General features: G+C 50.3%; 29 protein-coding genes. 1 reads left to right on the top strand and 28 read right to left on the bottom strand.

What is annotated here, in order from left to right; genetic code table 11:
• Positions 1-3 precede the first annotated feature (3 nt).
• From rpsK to rpsJ, 25 genes are all read right to left on the bottom strand, one after another.
• Positions 4-393 carry a 30S ribosomal protein S11 gene (gene rpsK / locus ACLJRE_RS23490; protein WP_001029758.1) on the bottom strand — a complete coding sequence of 130 codons (390 nt, stop codon included), beginning with the start codon at positions 391-393 and terminating at the stop codon, positions 4-6.
• A 16-nt stretch (positions 394-409) separates the two neighbouring features.
• On the bottom strand, positions 410-766 hold the full coding sequence (gene rpsM, locus ACLJRE_RS23485; RefSeq protein WP_000090780.1) for a 30S ribosomal protein S13: 357 nt from the start codon (positions 764-766) through the stop codon (positions 410-412).
• Positions 767-912: 146 nt separating this feature from the next.
• Positions 913-1,029, bottom strand: coding sequence for a 50S ribosomal protein L36 (rpmJ, locus tag ACLJRE_RS23480; protein ID WP_000868187.1), 117 nt, complete (start codon positions 1,027-1,029; stop codon positions 913-915).
• A gap of 31 nt (positions 1,030-1,060) precedes the next feature.
• Positions 1,061-2,392, bottom strand: a complete 1,332-nt coding sequence (gene secY, locus ACLJRE_RS23475; protein ID WP_001118864.1) for a preprotein translocase subunit SecY — start codon at positions 2,390-2,392, stop codon at positions 1,061-1,063.
• A gap of 7 nt (positions 2,393-2,399) precedes the next feature.
• The gene (gene rplO / locus ACLJRE_RS23470) at positions 2,400-2,834 is read right to left on the bottom strand and encodes a 50S ribosomal protein L15 (RefSeq protein ID WP_001238917.1); all 435 of its coding nucleotides are present in this window, start codon (positions 2,832-2,834) and stop codon (positions 2,400-2,402) included.
• A 3-nt stretch (positions 2,835-2,837) separates the two neighbouring features.
• Positions 2,838-3,017 (bottom strand): 50S ribosomal protein L30, encoded by a 180-nt coding sequence (gene rpmD / locus ACLJRE_RS23465; protein WP_001140434.1) that lies wholly within the window; start codon positions 3,015-3,017, stop codon positions 2,838-2,840.
• A gap of 3 nt (positions 3,018-3,020) precedes the next feature.
• Complete coding sequence (gene rpsE / locus ACLJRE_RS23460) at positions 3,021-3,524, bottom strand: 30S ribosomal protein S5 (protein ID WP_000940121.1); 504 nt, start codon at positions 3,522-3,524, stop codon at positions 3,021-3,023.
• 14 nt (positions 3,525-3,538) lie between these two features.
• Positions 3,539-3,892 (bottom strand): 50S ribosomal protein L18, encoded by a 354-nt coding sequence (rplR, locus tag ACLJRE_RS23455; protein ID WP_000358956.1) that lies wholly within the window; start codon positions 3,890-3,892, stop codon positions 3,539-3,541.
• Between the two features lie 9 nt (positions 3,893-3,901).
• On the bottom strand, positions 3,902-4,435 hold the full coding sequence (gene rplF, locus ACLJRE_RS23450) for a 50S ribosomal protein L6 (RefSeq protein ID WP_000091939.1): 534 nt from the start codon (positions 4,433-4,435) through the stop codon (positions 3,902-3,904).
• A 12-nt stretch (positions 4,436-4,447) separates the two neighbouring features.
• Positions 4,448-4,840, bottom strand: coding sequence for a 30S ribosomal protein S8 (gene rpsH / locus ACLJRE_RS23445; RefSeq protein ID WP_000062611.1), 393 nt, complete (start codon positions 4,838-4,840; stop codon positions 4,448-4,450).
• Between the two features lie 33 nt (positions 4,841-4,873).
• On the bottom strand, positions 4,874-5,179 hold the full coding sequence (gene rpsN, locus ACLJRE_RS23440) for a 30S ribosomal protein S14 (protein ID WP_001118932.1): 306 nt from the start codon (positions 5,177-5,179) through the stop codon (positions 4,874-4,876).
• 14 nt (positions 5,180-5,193) lie between these two features.
• Positions 5,194-5,733: a 50S ribosomal protein L5 gene (gene rplE / locus ACLJRE_RS23435; RefSeq protein WP_001096206.1), complete on the bottom strand. Its 540-nt coding sequence runs from the start codon at positions 5,731-5,733 to the stop codon at positions 5,194-5,196.
• Between the two features lie 14 nt (positions 5,734-5,747).
• Positions 5,748-6,062, bottom strand: a complete 315-nt coding sequence (gene rplX, locus ACLJRE_RS23430; protein WP_000729185.1) for a 50S ribosomal protein L24 — start codon at positions 6,060-6,062, stop codon at positions 5,748-5,750.
• A 10-nt stretch (positions 6,063-6,072) separates the two neighbouring features.
• Positions 6,073-6,444, bottom strand: coding sequence for a 50S ribosomal protein L14 (gene rplN / locus ACLJRE_RS23425; protein WP_000613954.1), 372 nt, complete (start codon positions 6,442-6,444; stop codon positions 6,073-6,075).
• Between the two features lie 163 nt (positions 6,445-6,607).
• The gene (gene rpsQ / locus ACLJRE_RS23420) at positions 6,608-6,862 is read right to left on the bottom strand and encodes a 30S ribosomal protein S17 (RefSeq protein WP_000130101.1); all 255 of its coding nucleotides are present in this window, start codon (positions 6,860-6,862) and stop codon (positions 6,608-6,610) included.
• Positions 6,862-7,053, bottom strand: coding sequence for a 50S ribosomal protein L29 (gene rpmC, locus ACLJRE_RS23415; protein WP_000644742.1), 192 nt, complete (start codon positions 7,051-7,053; stop codon positions 6,862-6,864). The genes rpsQ and rpmC overlap by 1 nt, the downstream gene beginning before the upstream one ends.
• Positions 7,053-7,463: a 50S ribosomal protein L16 gene (rplP, locus tag ACLJRE_RS23410; RefSeq protein ID WP_000941208.1), complete on the bottom strand. Its 411-nt coding sequence runs from the start codon at positions 7,461-7,463 to the stop codon at positions 7,053-7,055. The genes rpmC and rplP overlap by 1 nt, the downstream gene beginning before the upstream one ends.
• A gap of 12 nt (positions 7,464-7,475) precedes the next feature.
• Entirely contained in the window at positions 7,476-8,177 is a 702-nt protein-coding gene (gene rpsC / locus ACLJRE_RS23405) for a 30S ribosomal protein S3 (RefSeq protein ID WP_000529945.1), read from the bottom strand.
• Between the two features lie 17 nt (positions 8,178-8,194).
• On the bottom strand, positions 8,195-8,527 hold the full coding sequence (gene rplV / locus ACLJRE_RS23400; RefSeq protein ID WP_000447529.1) for a 50S ribosomal protein L22: 333 nt from the start codon (positions 8,525-8,527) through the stop codon (positions 8,195-8,197).
• A 14-nt stretch (positions 8,528-8,541) separates the two neighbouring features.
• A complete protein-coding gene (rpsS, locus tag ACLJRE_RS23395; protein WP_001138115.1) occupies positions 8,542-8,820 on the bottom strand; it encodes a 30S ribosomal protein S19 in 279 nt (92 codons plus the stop codon).
• Positions 8,821-8,836: 16 nt separating this feature from the next.
• Positions 8,837-9,658, bottom strand: coding sequence for a 50S ribosomal protein L2 (gene rplB, locus ACLJRE_RS23390; protein ID WP_000301869.1), 822 nt, complete (start codon positions 9,656-9,658; stop codon positions 8,837-8,839).
• A gap of 17 nt (positions 9,659-9,675) precedes the next feature.
• Positions 9,676-9,978 carry a 50S ribosomal protein L23 gene (gene rplW / locus ACLJRE_RS23385; protein WP_000617546.1) on the bottom strand — a complete coding sequence of 101 codons (303 nt, stop codon included), beginning with the start codon at positions 9,976-9,978 and terminating at the stop codon, positions 9,676-9,678.
• Positions 9,975-10,580 carry a 50S ribosomal protein L4 gene (rplD, locus tag ACLJRE_RS23380; RefSeq protein ID WP_000424395.1) on the bottom strand — a complete coding sequence of 202 codons (606 nt, stop codon included), beginning with the start codon at positions 10,578-10,580 and terminating at the stop codon, positions 9,975-9,977. Before rplD ends, rplW begins: the two co-directional genes overlap by 4 nt.
• 10 nt (positions 10,581-10,590) lie before the next feature.
• Entirely contained in the window at positions 10,591-11,220 is a 630-nt protein-coding gene (gene rplC / locus ACLJRE_RS23375) for a 50S ribosomal protein L3 (RefSeq protein WP_000579838.1), read from the bottom strand.
• Between the two features lie 32 nt (positions 11,221-11,252).
• Positions 11,253-11,564: a 30S ribosomal protein S10 gene (gene rpsJ, locus ACLJRE_RS23370; RefSeq protein ID WP_001181005.1), complete on the bottom strand. Its 312-nt coding sequence runs from the start codon at positions 11,562-11,564 to the stop codon at positions 11,253-11,255.
• Positions 11,565-11,943: 379 nt separating this feature from the next.
• On the opposite strand from rpsJ, the gene hopD reads away from it, so the two are divergent.
• Positions 11,944-12,411, top strand: coding sequence for a prepilin peptidase (hopD, locus tag ACLJRE_RS23365; protein ID WP_000495847.1), 468 nt, complete (start codon positions 11,944-11,946; stop codon positions 12,409-12,411).
• Here the strand turns inward: hopD and bfr are convergent.
• The 3 genes from bfr to ACLJRE_RS23350 form a co-directional block, all read right to left on the bottom strand.
• Complete coding sequence (bfr, locus tag ACLJRE_RS23360) at positions 12,408-12,884, bottom strand: bacterioferritin (protein WP_000675530.1); 477 nt, start codon at positions 12,882-12,884, stop codon at positions 12,408-12,410. The two genes, hopD and bfr, sit on opposite strands and share 4 nt — an antisense overlap.
• 72 nt (positions 12,885-12,956) lie before the next feature.
• Positions 12,957-13,151: a bacterioferritin-associated ferredoxin gene (gene bfd / locus ACLJRE_RS23355; RefSeq protein ID WP_000289082.1), complete on the bottom strand. Its 195-nt coding sequence runs from the start codon at positions 13,149-13,151 to the stop codon at positions 12,957-12,959.
• Between the two features lie 184 nt (positions 13,152-13,335).
• A partial coding sequence (locus tag ACLJRE_RS23350) for a hypothetical protein (RefSeq protein ID WP_000740160.1) occupies positions 13,336-13,419 on the bottom strand: 84 nt, incomplete at its 5' end.

Below are 13,419 nucleotides of genomic sequence, written 5' to 3'. Positions count from 1 at the left end.
GCGTTATACGCGACGTTTTTTCGGCGGACGACAACCGTTATGAGGGATCGGAGTCACATCAGTAATATTAGTGATGCGGAAACCAGCGGCGTTCAGAGCACGAATAGTAGATTCGCGGCCTGGACCCGGACCTTTAACCATAACTTCCAGATTCTTGATACCGTATTCTTTCACGGCGTCAGCGCAACGCTCTGCTGCAACCTGAGCTGCAAACGGAGTGGATTTGCGAGAACCACGGAAACCGGAACCACCGGCTGTTGCCCAACCCAGCGCATTACCCTGACGATCGGTAATAGTCACGATGGTGTTGTTGAAAGAAGCATGGATATGAGCCACGCCGTCAGAGACTTGTTTTCTTACACGTTTACGTGCGCGAACTGGTGCCTTTGCCATTATTCAATCACCCCGATTATTTCTTGATCGGTTTGCGCGGACCCTTACGGGTACGAGCGTTGGTCTTGGTACGCTGACCGCGAACCGGGAGACCACGACGATGACGCAAACCGCGATAGCAACCAAGATCCATCAGGCGCTTGATGCTCATGCTGATTTCACGGCGCAGATCACCTTCAACGACAAATTTGGCAACTTCGTCACGCAGCGTGTCGATTTGTTCTTCAGACAGCTCACTGATCTTAACATTTTCAGCGATACCCGCTGCAGCCAGGATGGCTTTAGAACGGGTCTTGCCGACACCGTAGATCGAAGTTAACGCGATCACGGCGTGTTTCTGATCAGGAATGTTAATGCCTGCTATACGGGCCACTATGCACTCCTACTATTTAATATGTACGTACCATGCTGAAAAGCCCGTTTTCAGGATACTCAAATGGAAACGTACAGACATACAAAAGATTGGCTGGCTAATCTAGCCAGCTCAACCCAACTTTGCAAGAAAAATATGCGAAAAAATCAGCCTTGGCGCTGTTTATGCTTCGGCTCGGCACTGCAAATCACACGGATGACACCATCACGCTTAACGATTTTGCAGTTACGGCATAATTTCTTGACGGAAGCACGAACTTTCATTTTTACTCTCCGTAACTTCTCAGGCGACCAATTAACGGCCGTAGCCTTTCAGGTTCGCCTTCTTCAATGCAGACTCATACTGACTGGACATCATCAGAGTTTGCACTTGAGCCATAAAGTCCATAATCACGACAACAACGATAAGCAGTGAGGTCCCACCGAAGTAGAACGGCACTTTCATTGCATCACGCATGAACTCCGGGATCAGGCAGATAAAGGTAATATACAGCGCACCAACCAGGGTCAGGCGGGTCATTACTTTATCGATATACTTCGCCGTTTGCTCTCCCGGACGAATTCCTGGTACAAATGCACCGGACTTCTTCAGGTTATCTGCTGTTTCACGCGGGTTGAAAACCAACGCCGTGTAGAAGAAACAGAAGAAGATGATTGCAGACGCATAGAGTAACACATAAAGCGGTTGCCCAGGCTGCAAATACAGCGAAATTGTTGTCAGCCAGTTCCAACCAGTACCGCCCCCGAACCATGACGCGATGGTCGCCGGGAACAGAATAATACTGGAAGCGAAGATTGCCGGGATTACCCCCGCCATATTCACTTTCAGCGGTAAATGTGTGCTCTGTGCAGCATAGACACGACGACCTTGCTGACGTTTGGCGTAGTTTACCACAATACGGCGTTGACCACGTTCAACGAATACTACAAAGAACGTCACTGCAAATACTAATACTGCAACCAACAGCAACACGAGGAAGTGCAGGTCGCCTTGACGCGCTTGCTCGATAGTATGGGCAATGGCTGGCGGGAGTCCCGCAACGATACCAGCGAAGATGATGATTGAGATACCGTTACCGATACCGCGCTCAGTAATCTGTTCGCCGAGCCACATCAGGAACATGGTTCCTGTAACCAGACTTACAACAGCGGTGAAATAGAACGCAAAGCCTGGATTCATCACCAGGCCCTGCATACCAGGCATATTCGGCAAACCGGTAGCAATACCGATCGACTGGAATATCGCCAGCACCAGAGTACCGTAACGGGTGTACTGGCTGATCTTACGACGACCAGACTCCCCTTCTTTCTTAATTTCTGCCAGCGTTGGATGAACCACCGTCAACAGCTGGATAATGATCGACGCCGAAATATACGGCATGATCCCCAGGGCAAAGATAGAAGCACGGCTGAGAGCACCACCAGAGAACATGTTGAACATTTCAATGATGGTGCCTCGCTGTTGCTCAAGCAGTTTGGCAAGTACAGCGGCATCAATACCAGGGATCGGAATAAAAGAGCCAATACGGAACACAATCAGCGCGCCGATAACAAACAGCAGTCTGCGTTTCAGCTCACCTAAGCCACCTTTGGCACTTTGAAAATCTAATCCCGGTTGTTTAGCCATCTGCTACTTATTCCTCGATTTTACCGCCAGCAGCTTCGATAGCAGCACGAGCGCCTTTAGTAACACGCAGGCCACGAACAGTTACCGGAGTAGTGACTTCACCAGCCAGGATCACTTTCGCGAACTCGATCTGGATACCGATAATGTTTGCCGCTTTCAGCGTGTTCAGGTCTACAACGCCGCCTTCTACTTTCGCCAGGTCAGACAGACGAACTTCGGCTGTAATCGCTGCTTTGCGAGAAGTGAAGCCGAATTTCGGCAGACGACGGTACAGAGGCATCTGACCACCCTCGAAACCGCGACGTACGCCACCGCCAGAACGAGACTTCTGACCTTTGTGACCACGACCACCGGTTTTACCGAGGCCAGAACCGATACCACGACCCAGGCGTTTACCCGCCTTTTTGGAGCCTTCGGCCGGAGACAGAGTATTTAAACGCATCTCTTACTCCTCAACTTTAACCATGAAGGAAACCGCGTTGACCATACCACGAACAGCAGGAGTATCCTCGCGCTCTACGGTGTGGCCAATACGACGCAGACCCAGGCCAAGCAGCGTTGCCTTGTGTTTCGGCAGACGACCGATTGCACTGCGGGTTTGAGTAATTTTAATAGTCTTTGCCATGGTTTATTTCCCCAGAATTTCTTCAACGGATTTACCACGCTTGGCAGCGACCATTTCTGGAGAATTCATATTTTCCAGGCCATCAATAGTTGCACGAACCACGTTGATCGGGTTGGTGGAACCGTATGCTTTAGCCAGAACGTTATGAACCCCAGCAACTTCCAGAACGGCGCGCATTGCACCACCGGCGATGATACCGGTACCTTCGGAAGCTGGCTGCATGAATACACGAGACCCCGTGTGAACACCTTTAACCGGGTGCTGCAGGGTGCCGTTGTTCAGCGCGACGTTAATCATATTGCGACGGGCTTTTTCCATCGCTTTCTGGATCGCTGCTGGAACTTCACGCGCTTTACCGTAACCAAAACCTACGCGACCGTTACCATCGCCTACTACAGTCAGAGCTGTGAAGGAGAAAATACGACCACCTTTAACGGTTTTAGATACGCGGTTTACCGCGATCAGCTTTTCCTGCAGTTCGCCAGCTTGTTTTTCGATGTGAGCCATCTTACACCTCTACCTTAGAACTGAAGGCCAGCTTCACGGGCAGCATCTGCCAGTGCCTGGACACGACCATGATATTGGAACCCGGAACGGTCAAAGGACACATCTTTGATGCCTTTTTCCAGAGCGCGTTCAGCGACAGCTTTACCCACAGCTGCAGCCGCGTCTTTGTTACCGGTGTACTTCAGTTGTTCAGCGATAGCTTTTTCTACAGTAGAAGCAGCTACCAGAACTTCAGAACCGTTCGGTGCAATTACCTGTGCGTAAATATGACGCGGGGTACGATGTACCACCAGGCGAGTTGCGCCCAGCTCTTTGAGCTTGCGGCGTGCGCGGGTCGCACGACGGATACGAGCAGATTTCTTATCCATAGTGTTACCTTACTTCTTCTTAGCCTCTTTGGTACGCACGACTTCGTCGGCGTAACGAACACCCTTGCCTTTGTAAGGCTCAGGACGACGGTAGGCGCGCAGATCTGCTGCAACCTGGCCGATCACCTGCTTATCAGCGCCTTTCAGCACGATTTCAGTTTGAGTCGGACATTCAGCAGTGATACCTGCCGGCAGCTGATGGTCAACCGGGTGAGAGAAACCTAAAGACAGGTTTACTACATTCCCTTTAACCGCTGCACGATAACCTACACCAACCAGCTGCAGCTTCTTAGTGAAGCCTTCGGTAACACCGATAACCATTGAGTTCAGCAGGGCACGCGCAGTACCAGCCTGTGCCCAACCGTCTGCGTAACCATCACGCGGACCGAAGGTCAGTGCATTATCTGCATGTTTAACTTCAACAGCATCGTTGAGAGTACGAGTCAGCTCGCCGTTTTTACCTTTGATCGTAATAACCTGACCGTTGATTTTGACATCAACGCCGGCAGGAACAACGACCGGTGCTTTAGCAACACGAGACATTTTTTCCTCCGATTAGGCTACGTAGCAGATAATTTCGCCACCAAGACCAGCCTGGCGCGCTGCACGATCAGTCATAACACCTTTAGAGGTAGAAACAACTGCGATACCCAGACCGGCCATAACTTTCGGCAGCTCATCTTTACGTTTGTAGATGCGCAGACCTGGGCGGCTGACACGCTGAATGCTTTCTACAACAGCTTTACCCTGGAAATACTTAAGAGTCAGTTCCAGTTCCGGCTTGGTGTCGCCTTCAACTTTAAAATCTTCAATAAAACCTTCTTCCTTCAGCACGTTGGCAATTGCCACTTTCAGCTTGGAGGAAGGCATGGTGACCGCAGCTTTGTTCGCGGCCTGACCGTTACGGATACGGGTCAGCATATCCGCGATCGGATCTTGCATGCTCATCTGTCTTTACTCCCGTGATTCAATTGGTGACAATTACCAGCTAGCCTTTTTCAGACCCGGAATTTCACCGCGCATAGCGGCTTCACGGACCTTAATACGGCTCAACCCGAACTTCCGCAGGAAAGCGTGCGGACGACCAGTTTGACGGCAGCGGTTACGCTGACGTGACGGGCTGGAATCACGCGGCAGAGTCTGCAGCTTAAGAACCGCATTCCAACGATCTTCGTCGGTTGCGTTCACATCAGAGATGATCGCTTTCAGTTCAGCGCGTTTCGCGAAGTATTTATCAGCTAAAGCTACGCGTTTTACTTCGCGTGCTTTCATTGATTGCTTAGCCATTTAGTAACCCTACCTTACTTGCGGAACGGGAAGTCAAAGGCAGCCAGCAGAGCACGGCCTTCTTCGTCAGATTTCGCAGTAGTGGTAATGGTAATATCCAAACCACGAACGCGGTCGACTTTATCGTAGTCGATTTCTGGGAAGATGATCTGCTCACGGACACCCATGCTGTAGTTACCACGACCGTCGAATGACTTAGCGGACAAGCCACGGAAGTCACGGATACGAGGAACAGCAATAGTGATCAGGCGCTCAAAGAACTCCCACATGCGTTCGCCACGCAGAGTTACTTTACAGCCGATCGGATAGCCCTGACGGATTTTGAAGCCTGCAACAGATTTGCGTGCTTTGGTGATCAACGGTTTTTGACCGGAGATTGCTGTCAGGTCTGCTGCTGCGTTATCCAGCAGTTTCTTGTCAGCGATCGCTTCACCAACACCCATGTTCAGGGTGATCTTCTCGACCCGAGGGACTTGCATGACAGAATTGTAGTTAAACTCAGTCATGAGTTTGTTAACTACTTCGTCTTTGTAGTAATCATGCAGTTTCGCCATCGTACTACTCCAAATTACTTGATAGTTTCGCTGTTAGACTTGAAGAAACGGACTTTTTTGCCGTCTTCGAATCTAAAGCCTACACGGTCAGCCTTGCCGGTTGCCGCATTGAAGATTGCAACGTTAGAAACCTGAATTGCAGCTTCTTTTTCAACGATGCCGCCCGGTTGGTTCAAAGCCGGAACCGGCTTCTGGTGTTTCTTAACCAGGTTGATACCTTCAACAATGACCTTGCCGGAAGACAGGACATTCTTAACTTTACCGCGTTTACCTTTATCTTTACCGGTTAACACGATAACTTCGTCATCACGACGGATTTTCGCTGCCATGATTCGCTCCTTAGAGTACTTCTGGTGCCAGAGAGATAATTTTCATGAACTTCTCGTTACGAAGTTCACGAGTTACCGGCCCAAAAATACGCGTACCGATAGGCTGCTCGCTGTTATTGTTTAAAATAACGCATGCATTACCATCGAAGCGAATGACAGAACCGTCCGGGCGACGAACACCCTTCTTGGTGCGCACCACTACCGCCTTCAGCACATCACCTTTTTTGACCTTACCACGCGGAATCGCTTCTTTGATGGTGATCTTAATGATGTCGCCTACGCCTGCGTAGCGACGGTGCGAGCCACCCAGAACCTTGATACACATTACGCGACGTGCACCGGAGTTGTCGGCGACGTTCAGCATAGTCTGTTCTTGGATCATTTTAGTGCTCCGCTAATGTCAACTACTACTGAGACCCGAAAATCAGGTCGTTAAAAAAACCCCATATCGAGGGCGCGGCATTATAACACCGCAAATCAGATATGGGTAGAAAAAATAAACGGCCCATCGCTGAGCCGTTTATTCGTTGAGAATGCGTACTGTATTACAGAACCGCTTTCTCTACAACGCGAACCAGAGTCCAGGATTTGGTCTTGGACAGCGGACGGCATTCGCGGATTTCAACCACGTCGCCGATACCGCATTCGTTGTTCTCGTCATGTACGTGCATTTTGGTCGTACGCTTGATGAATTTACCGTAGATCGGGTGTTTCACAAAACGTTCGATAGCAACAACAATGGATTTCTCCATTTTGTCGCTAACCACGCGACCTTGCAGAGTACGGATTTTATCGGTCATTACGCACCCGCCTTCTCAGTCAGTAAAGTCTTAACGCGTGCGACATCACGACGCACTTGCTTCAACAGGTGAGACTGTTGCAGCTGGCCACTTGCAGCCTGCATACGCAGGTTGAACTGCTCACGCAGCAGGTTCAGTAGCTCGGTGTTCAGCTCTTCAACGCTCTTCTCACGCAGCTCTTTTGCTTTCATTACATCACCGTCTTAGTTACAAAGGTGGTTTTAATCGGCAGTTTCGCTGCTGCCAGCTTGAATGCTTCACGGGCCAGCTCTTCCGGTACGCCGTCCATTTCATACAGGACTTTACCCGGCTGAATCAAGGCAACCCAATACTCCACGTTACCTTTACCTTTACCCATACGCACTGCCAGCGGCTTTTCAGTGATCGGTTTGTCCGGGAATACACGGATCCAGATCTTACCTTGACGCTTAACTGCACGGGTCATAGCACGACGTGCTGCTTCGATCTGACGGGCAGTCAGACGACCACGGCCAACAGCTTTCAGGCCGAAGCTGCCGAAGCTAACATCCGCGCCTGCAGCCAGACCACGGTTGCGGCCTTTGTGCATTTTACGGAATTTTGTACGCTTTGGTTGTAACATCAGCGACGCTCCTTATTTACGGCCTTTACGCTGCTGCTTTTTCGGTTGAGCAGCCGGTTTTTCCGGTTGTTCAACAGCAGCCATACCACCCAGGATCTCGCCTTTGAAGATCCACACTTTAACGCCGATTACACCATAAGTGGTGTGCGCTTCAGAGGTGTTGTAGTCGATGTCAGCACGCAGAGTGTGCAGCGGTACGCGACCTTCGCGGTACCATTCGGTACGTGCGATTTCCGCGCCGCCCAGACGGCCGCTAACTTCAACTTTGATACCTTTAGCGCCCAGACGCATGGCGTTCTGTACAGCACGCTTCATCGCACGACGGAACATAACGCGACGTTCCAGCTGAGAAGTGATGCTGTCAGCAACCAGTTTAGCGTCCAGTTCAGGTTTACGAACTTCGGCGATGTTGATCTGTGCAGGAACGCCAGCGATATCCGCTACGACCTTACGCAGTTTTTCTACGTCTTCACCTTTTTTACCGATAACGATACCCGGGCGAGCGGTGTGAATAGTCACACGGATGCTCTTAGCCGGACGCTCGATAACGATACGAGATACAGACGCTTTAGCCAGTTCCTTCGTCAGGTACTGACGTACTTTAAAATCGCTGTCCAGGTTGTCAGCGAATTCTTTGGTGTTCGCAAACCAGGTAGAGTTCCATGGTTTTACAATACCCAGGCGAATACCATTAGGATGTACTTTCTGACCCATTGCTAGTCTCCAGAGTCTCAGCGATCGGACACAACCACAGTGATGTGGCTGGTGCGCTTCAGGATGCGATCTGCACGACCTTTTGCACGCGGCATAATGCGCTTCATGCTCGGGCCTTCGTCTACGAAAATTTTCGTAACTTTCAGATCGTCAATGTCAGCGCCATCGTTGTGTTCAGCGTTAGCAATGGCAGATTCCAGAACTTTCTTGACCAGTACAGCCGCTTTCTTGTTGGTGTAGGTCAGAATATCCAGAGCCTGCGACACTTTCTTACCGCGAATCAGGTCAGCAACAAGGCGAACCTTCTGAGCAGAAGAACGAGCATGGCGATGTTTAGCGATAGTTTCCATCTCTTCCTCCTACCTTATTTCTTCTTCGCTTTTTTATCAGCAGCGTGGCCGCGATAAGTACGAGTCGGTGCGAATTCACCCAGTTTGTGACCGACCATTTCGTCGGAAACAAATACCGGAACGTGCTGACGACCATTATGGACAGCGATGGTCAAACCGATCATGTTAGGAAAGATCGTTGAACGACGGGACCAAGTGCGCAGGGGCTTCTTGTCTCCGCTTTCCACCGCTTTCTCTACCTTCTTCAGCAAGTGCAGGTCAATAAAAGGACCTTTCTTGAGAGAACGTGGCATGGCTTATCCTCTAAAATTATTTGCTACGGCGACGTACGATGAATTTATCAGTACGCTTGTTGCTGCGGGTCTTCTTACCTTTGGTCTGAACGCCCCACGGAGTTACCGGGTGCTTACCAAAGTTACGACCTTCACCACCACCATGTGGGTGGTCTACTGGGTTCATCGCAGTACCGCGAACGGTAGGACGAACGCCACGCCAGCGTGCAGCACCTGCTTTACCCAGAACGCGCAGCATATGCTCAGCATTGCCAACTTCGCCCAGGGTTGCACGGCAGTCTGCTTCGACTTTACGCATTTCACCAGAACGCAGACGCAGGGTGACATAAGCGCCATCGCGAGCAACGATCTGAACGTAAGTACCAGCGGAACGCGCCAGCTGACCGCCTTTACCTGGTTTCATTTCTACGTTATGAACGGTAGAACCAACCGGGATATTGCGCATCGGCAGGGTGTTGCCTGCTTTGATTGCAGCATCAACGCCAGACTGAATCTGGTCGCCAGCTTTCAGGCCTTTCGGGGCCAGGATGTAACGGCGTTCGCCGTCTTTGTACAGAACCAGCGCGATGTTCGCGGAACGGTTCGGATCGTACTCAAGACGTTCAACAACTGCCGGGATACCGTCTTTGTTGCGTTTGAAGTCAACAATACGATAAGCCTGTTTGTGACCACCACCGATATGACGAGTGGTGATACGGCCATTGTTGTTACGACCACCGGATTTGCTGTTTTTTTCAACCAGCGGAGCAAAAGGTTTGCCCTTGTGCAGCTCTGGGTTGACCACTTTAACGACGTGGCGACGACCCGGAGATGTCGGTTTACATTTAACAACTGCCATTGTATTACTCCTCCGACTTACTCAGCGCCGCCGACGAAGTCCAGATTCTGGCCTTCTTTCAGGGTGACGTAAGCTTTTTTCCAGTCGCTACGACGACCGATACGCTGTCCGTGACGTTTAACTTTCCCTTTAACAACCAGGGTGTTAACGACTTCGACTTCGACTTCAAACAGTTTCTGCACAGCAGCTTTGATTTCTGCTTTGGTCGCGTCTTTAGCAACTTTGAGAACGATGGTGTTAGTTTTTTCCATCGCAGTAGACGCTTTTTCAGAAACGTGCGGTGCGCGCAGCACCTTCAGCAGACGTTCTTCACGAATCATGCCAGCATCTCCTCAACTTGCTTAACAGCATCAGCAGTCATTACGACTTTGTCGAAGGCGATCAGGCTAACCGGGTCGATACCAGTCGCATCGCGTACGTCAACCTTGTGCAGGTTACGTGCGGCCAGGAACAGGTTTTCGTCCAGCTCACCGGTGATGATCAGCACATCTTCCAGAGCCATGTCTTTCAGTTTCTGTGCCAGCAGCTTAGTTTTCGGCGCTTCTACAGAGAACTTCTCGACAACGATCAGACGATCCTGACGTACCAGTTCGGACAGGATGCTTTTCAGCGCGCCGCGGTACATCTTCTTGTTAACTTTTTGACTGTGGTCCTGCGGACGAGCAGCGAAGGTCACGCCACCGGAACGCCAGATCGGGCTCTTGATAGAACCTGAACGCGCACGGCCAGTGCCTTTCTGGCGCCACGGTTTTTTACCGGAACCAGTTACTTCAGCACGAGTCTTCTGAGCACGAGTACCCTGACGAGCACCAGCTGCATAAGCAACAACAACCTGGTGAACCAGCGCTTCGTTGAAATCACGACCGAAGGTAGTTTCGGAAACAGTCAGCGCGCTCTGCGCGTCTTTCAATACTAATTCCATTGCTATCCCCTTACGCCTTCACAGCTGGTTTAACGATCAGGTCGCAACCGGTTGCACCCGGAACACCACCCTTAACCAGCAGCAGGTTGCGCTCAGCGTCAACGCGTACTACGTCAAGGCTCTGAACGGTTACGCGCTCATTACCCATCTGACCTGCCATTTTCTTGCCTTTGAACACTTTGCCCGGAGTCTGGTTCTGACCGATAGAACCCGGAACGCGGTGAGACAAGGAGTTACCGTGAGTAGCGTCCTGGGTACGGAAGTTCCAGCGCTTAACGGTACCAGCGAAACCTTTACCTTTAGAGGTACCGGTTACGTCAACTTTTTTAACGTCAGCAAACAGTTCAACGCTGATGCTCTGACCTACGGTGTATTCTTCGCCTTCAGCCAGACGGAATTCCCACAGACCACGGCCAGCTTCTACGCCAGCTTTAGCAAAGTGACCCGCTTCCGGCTTGGTGACACGGTTAGCTTTTTTAGCACCCGTAGTAACCTGAACAGCGCGGTAGCCATCGTTAGCCAGGTCTTTAACCTGAGTAACACGGTTTGCTTCAACTTCGATTACGGTTACTGGGATAGAGACGCCATCTTCAGTGAAGATGCGGGTCATACCCACTTTTTTACCGACTAAACCAATCATTGTATCAACCTCTCAATCGCTCGATGACCTGATTAACCCAGGCTGATCTGCACGTCTACACCGGCAGCCAGGTCCAGACGCATCAGAGCATCAACGGTTTTCTCGGTTGGCTCAACGATGTCAACCAGACGCTTGTGAGTGCGAATTTCGTACTGATCGCGCGCATCTTTGTTAACGTGCGGAGAGATCAGAACGGTAAAGCGCTCTTTGCGGGTCGGCAGCGGGATCGGACCGCGAACCTGCGCACCAGTGCGCTTGGCAGTCTCGACGATTTCCGCGGTTGATTGATCGATCAGACGATGATCAAACGCTTTCAGGCGGATACGGATTCTTTGGTTCTGCATGAGACCAGAGCTCCAATTATTTTATAAACGAAAATGATTACTCCTCACACCCATTACGATTGATGGGAGAGTGTAACCGTTCTTACGTAGCTCCCCGATTGGGAGCATTGTTAAATAGCCAAATCGGCTATTCGAGGTTCAAATCGAACCTGCCGTCAATTACGACAAGCCCGCGCATTATACGTAAATCTCAGCCTGACGCAAGTGTCGGATAGAAATTAAGCGCTTTATTCTTATGCGAGCATGATTCCAGGTGGTACGCATGGGATGGCAACGCGCATCTTTTCTTTGGAAGGCATCAGGCAAATCTGGCGATACGTCGTTGTCGCTGTCGCATAAATCTATAAAGGTGAGCACAAGCCTTGACGAGGATTTGCTTATGTTTGTTGCCCTCCCCTTTCTCATTTTTTATGCGTCGTTCTCTTTATTACTTGGCATATACGACGCGCGTACCGGTCTGTTGCCTGACCGGTTTACCTGTCCATTACTGTGGGGTGGTCTGCTTTATCACCAGATTTGCCTGCCGGAGCGTTTACCGGATGCGCTTTGGGGTGCTATCGCCGGCTATGGCGGATTCGCGTTAATTTACTGGGGCTATCGCCTGCGTTATCAGAAAGAGGGGCTTGGATATGGCGACGTCAAGTACCTTGCAGCCTTAGGAGCGTGGCATTGTTGGGAAACACTGCCGTTACTGGTTTTCCTTGCCGCCATGTTGGCCTGTGGCGGGTTTGGCGTCGCGCTACTGGTGAGAGGTAAATCGGCATTAATAAACCCGCTACCTTTTGGGCCATGGCTGGCGGTGGCGGGTTTCATAACAGGTTGGAAAGCTTTCTTTCCAGACGGTTAATCGGTAACCTTGATTTGTGATTGCAGATAATTTTGCATACCAAGTTTGGCAATCAAATCCAGCTCAGTTTCCAGCCAGTCGATGTGACCTTCCTCGTCGGCAAGAATTTCAATCATCATATCCCGGCTGACATAATCATGAACGCTATCGGCATAGGCTATTGCCTCACGTAGATCTTTTGCGCCTTCCAGTTCGAGTCGGAGATCCGATCGTAGCATCTCTTCGACATCTTCACCGATGCCCAGCTTGCCCAGATCCTGTAGGTTCGGTATGCCTTCCAGAAATAAAATACGCTCAATATACTTATCGGCGTGTTTCATCTCATCAATGGATTCATGGTACTCAACATCATTAAGCCGGGTCAGCCCCCAGTTTTTGAACATACGGGCATGAAGAAAATACTGATTAATTGCGACAAGCTCATTTCCCAATAGTTTATTGAGATAATTTATGATTTTAACATCACCTTTCATTTTATAGTCCCTCCGCTTCCACTCTCTAGAGCGTAGATGGGGCTACAGGGATGTCAAAAAAAAGAGTGTGACTCAGGCGATCTCTTTAAATTCCGGCATTTGCGTTAACTCATCCTGCATCACTTCTCGCGCGGCGCGAATACACTTACCACATTGATTTCCCACAGGAATAAATTTACGCAACTGTTGAAATGACTGTGGATGAAATTGTCGTACAGCCTGGCGGATTTTTTTATCGCTTATACCATTACACAAACAAACGTACATGATCGCTCCCGTTCAATTTCCGCACAAAGTGTAAATGAGAATGGTTATGATTACAATAGCACAAAGCGATTTACGCCATGGGAGAAGCGTTAAAAAGGGTGAATAAATATAACAGCGGCTAAATAGCAGGCAACAAAAAGGGCGCCGAAGCGCCCTCTTCAATTCAAAACTAATTAACGAGTAATTAGCCCAGAACTTTAGCAACAACGCCCGCGCCAACGGTACGGCCGCCTTCACGGATTGCGAAACGCAGACCGTCGTCCATTGC

It is taken from the genome of Salmonella sp. SAL04157 (genome assembly GCF_046551635.1).
GTDB lineage: Bacteria > Pseudomonadota > Gammaproteobacteria > Enterobacterales > Enterobacteriaceae > Salmonella > Salmonella enterica.
The sequence above is the reverse complement of the archived record's forward strand: the minus strand, read 5'-3'. Positions and strand labels throughout refer to the sequence as shown.

Bases quoted from the DNA above. Each gene is read 5' to 3' on its own strand.
- rplB (WP_000301869.1), bottom strand. From the start codon at position 9,658: ATGGCAGTTGTTAAATGTAAACCGACATCTCCGGGTCGTCGCCACGTC.
- rplW (WP_000617546.1), bottom strand. From the start codon at position 9,978: ATGATTCGTGAAGAACGTCTGCTGAAGGTGCTGCGCGCACCGCACGTT.
- rpsK (WP_001029758.1), bottom strand. From the start codon at position 393: ATGGCAAAGGCACCAGTTCGCGCACGTAAACGTGTAAGAAAACAAGTC.
- hopD (WP_000495847.1), top strand. From the start codon at position 11,944: ATGTTTGTTGCCCTCCCCTTTCTCATTTTTTATGCGTCGTTCTCTTTA.
- rpsJ (WP_001181005.1), bottom strand. From the start codon at position 11,564: ATGCAGAACCAAAGAATCCGTATCCGCCTGAAAGCGTTTGATCATCGT.
- rpmJ (WP_000868187.1), bottom strand. From the start codon at position 1,029: ATGAAAGTTCGTGCTTCCGTCAAGAAATTATGCCGTAACTGCAAAATC.
- rplP (WP_000941208.1), bottom strand. From the start codon at position 7,463: ATGTTACAACCAAAGCGTACAAAATTCCGTAAAATGCACAAAGGCCGC.
- rpsE (WP_000940121.1), bottom strand. From the start codon at position 3,524: ATGGCTCACATCGAAAAACAAGCTGGCGAACTGCAGGAAAAGCTGATC.
- rplX (WP_000729185.1), bottom strand. From the start codon at position 6,062: ATGGCAGCGAAAATCCGTCGTGATGACGAAGTTATCGTGTTAACCGGT.
- rpmD (WP_001140434.1), bottom strand. From the start codon at position 3,017: ATGGCAAAGACTATTAAAATTACTCAAACCCGCAGTGCAATCGGTCGT.
- rplO (WP_001238917.1), bottom strand. From the start codon at position 2,834: ATGCGTTTAAATACTCTGTCTCCGGCCGAAGGCTCCAAAAAGGCGGGT.
- rpsS (WP_001138115.1), bottom strand. From the start codon at position 8,820: ATGCCACGTTCTCTCAAGAAAGGTCCTTTTATTGACCTGCACTTGCTG.
- rplR (WP_000358956.1), bottom strand. From the start codon at position 3,892: ATGGATAAGAAATCTGCTCGTATCCGTCGTGCGACCCGCGCACGCCGC.
- rplN (WP_000613954.1), bottom strand. From the start codon at position 6,444: ATGATCCAAGAACAGACTATGCTGAACGTCGCCGACAACTCCGGTGCA.
- rpmC (WP_000644742.1), bottom strand. From the start codon at position 7,053: ATGAAAGCAAAAGAGCTGCGTGAGAAGAGCGTTGAAGAGCTGAACACC.
- rplF (WP_000091939.1), bottom strand. From the start codon at position 4,435: ATGTCTCGTGTTGCTAAAGCACCGGTCGTTGTTCCTGCCGGCGTTGAT.
- rpsH (WP_000062611.1), bottom strand. From the start codon at position 4,840: ATGAGCATGCAAGATCCGATCGCGGATATGCTGACCCGTATCCGTAAC.
- secY (WP_001118864.1), bottom strand. From the start codon at position 2,392: ATGGCTAAACAACCGGGATTAGATTTTCAAAGTGCCAAAGGTGGCTTA.
- rplE (WP_001096206.1), bottom strand. From the start codon at position 5,733: ATGGCGAAACTGCATGATTACTACAAAGACGAAGTAGTTAACAAACTC.
- rpsQ (WP_000130101.1), bottom strand. From the start codon at position 6,862: ATGACCGATAAAATCCGTACTCTGCAAGGTCGCGTGGTTAGCGACAAA.
- rpsN (WP_001118932.1), bottom strand. From the start codon at position 5,179: ATGGCTAAGCAATCAATGAAAGCACGCGAAGTAAAACGCGTAGCTTTA.
- bfd (WP_000289082.1), bottom strand. From the start codon at position 13,151: ATGTACGTTTGTTTGTGTAATGGTATAAGCGATAAAAAAATCCGCCAG.
- rpsC (WP_000529945.1), bottom strand. From the start codon at position 8,177: ATGGGTCAGAAAGTACATCCTAATGGTATTCGCCTGGGTATTGTAAAA.
- rplC (WP_000579838.1), bottom strand. From the start codon at position 11,220: ATGATTGGTTTAGTCGGTAAAAAAGTGGGTATGACCCGCATCTTCACT.
- bfr (WP_000675530.1), bottom strand. From the start codon at position 12,884: ATGAAAGGTGATGTTAAAATCATAAATTATCTCAATAAACTATTGGGA.
- rplD (WP_000424395.1), bottom strand. From the start codon at position 10,580: ATGGAATTAGTATTGAAAGACGCGCAGAGCGCGCTGACTGTTTCCGAA.
- rplV (WP_000447529.1), bottom strand. From the start codon at position 8,527: ATGGAAACTATCGCTAAACATCGCCATGCTCGTTCTTCTGCTCAGAAG.